The sequence below is a fragment of the Pseudomonas sp. genome (assembly GCF_037994325.1).
In the GTDB taxonomy this organism is placed as follows: domain Bacteria; phylum Pseudomonadota; class Gammaproteobacteria; order Pseudomonadales; family Pseudomonadaceae; genus Aquipseudomonas.
Genome location: NZ_JBBNAH010000301.1, coordinates 1 through 1,627, shown reverse-complemented (window position 1 = coordinate 1,627; position 1,627 = coordinate 1). Strand labels below are relative to the sequence as shown.

Below are 1,627 nucleotides of genomic sequence, written 5' to 3'. Positions count from 1 at the left end.
AACCATGACCAGGCGGGTCATCAATTCGAGACCACTGTGGACGGTGACCGTGCTTAACTTGCCTATATGGACCTGGGTAAGCAGACGCTCGATATCTACCGCACCTTTGTGCCTAATTCATTGCGTGGCCGTGGCATTGCCGCGGCGTTGACCGAGCGAGCGCTGGAGTACGCCGAGCGTATGGGCTACACGGTGATTCCGTCCTGCTCCTACGTGGAGCGCTATATGGAACGGCGCGATCGCCACTGAATGTTCCTAGAACAAAAACGCCGGGCTAAGCCCGGCGTTTTTGTTTGTGCGGTTTGTTGATCAGCCGCGTTGACGCTTGGGCAGAACCGCTTTGAGCTTGCTGTGCATACCCATCAAGGTTTTCTCGGTGGTGTCCCAATCGATGCAGGCATCGGTGATCGACACGCCGTATTTGAGGGCGTTGAGGTCTTTGGGGATCGACTGATTACCCCAGCCCAAATGGCTTTCTACCATCAGGCCGACGATCGATTGGTTGCCTTCCAGAATCTGGTTAGCCACGTTCTCCATCACCAGCGGTTGCAGGGCTGGGTCTTTGTTGGAGTTGGCGTGGCTGCAGTCGACCATGATGTTCGGTTTGATGCCGGCCTTGTTCAACTCCTGCTCACACACCGCTACGCTCACCGAGTCATAGTTCGGCTTGCCGTTGCCGCCGCGCAGCACCACGTGACCGTAGGCGTTGCCTTTGGTGGTGACGATGGATACGCCACCTTCCTGGTTAATGCCGAGGAAACGGTGCGGGCTGGAAACCGATTGCAGGGCGTTGATGGCTACGGTCAGGCCGCCGTCGGTGCCGTTTTTGAAGCCAACGGCCGAGGACAGGCCTGAGGCCATTTCCCGGTGGGTTTGCGATTCAGTGGTACGCGCGCCGATGGCCGACCAACTGATCAAGTCTTGCAGGTACTGCGGGGAAATCGGGTCGAGGGCTTCGGTAGCGGTGGGCAGCCCCATTTCCGCCAGGTCCAGCAGCAACTGGCGACCGATATGCAGGCCGTCCTGGATTTTGAACGAGTCGTCCAGGTACGGATCGTTGATCAGGCCTTTCCAGCCGACGGTGGTGCGCGGCTTCTCAAAATACACACGCATAACCAGATAGAGCGTGTCCGACACTTCTGCCGCCAGCACTTTTAAGCGCTCGGCATATTCATGCGCGGCTTTGATGTCGTGGATCGAGCAAGGGCCCACTACCACAAACAGGCGGTGGTCCTTGCCGTCGAGAATATTGCGGATCACCTGGCGGCCCTGCACAACGGTGTGCAGCGCGGCGTCAGTCAGCGGAATTTCACGCTTGAGCTGGTCAGGGGTAATCAGGGTGTCGTTGGAGGCAACGTTAAGATCGTCGATCGGTAAATCAGCCATCGTGCTACTCGTCAGTCAGTCGTCAGTCAGGTCACGGGAGTTGGCCGCCAGCCATCTGTCGACAGAGCGCAGAGCGTAACGGGGGAGGGAACCTTAGCGCGTACGGCCGGCGCCGACAATGGGCCAAAAGGTCAATGTCCACACATCCTGGGCGACGGTATCAATGCAAGCCGCTGATGCTTGAGAACGAGGCAGCATGCTCGGCAATCCATTCCTGGGCGATAGCCTCAACGGGAAGAGG

General features: G+C 58.3%; 1 protein-coding gene and 1 pseudogene. One reads left to right on the top strand and one right to left on the bottom strand.

The window, feature by feature from the left end; all coding sequences use genetic code 11:
- A pseudogene (locus AAAB16_RS10325) lies at window positions 1-249 on the top strand (GNAT family N-acetyltransferase); the annotation flags it as partial.
- A gap of 60 nt (window positions 250-309) precedes the next feature.
- On the opposite strand, the gene AAAB16_RS10320 reads toward AAAB16_RS10325, so the two are convergent.
- Window positions 310-1,386 (bottom strand): 3-deoxy-7-phosphoheptulonate synthase, encoded by a 1,077-nt coding sequence (locus AAAB16_RS10320; RefSeq protein ID WP_340663245.1) that lies wholly within the window; start codon window positions 1,384-1,386, stop codon window positions 310-312.
- Window positions 1,387-1,627: the final 241 nt, after the last annotated feature.

What these genes read in the sequence shown, in the direction of transcription:
- AAAB16_RS10320 (WP_340663245.1), bottom strand. Translation starts at nt 1,386, where the DNA reads ATGGCTGATTTACCGATCGACGATCTTAACGTTGCCTCCAACGACACC.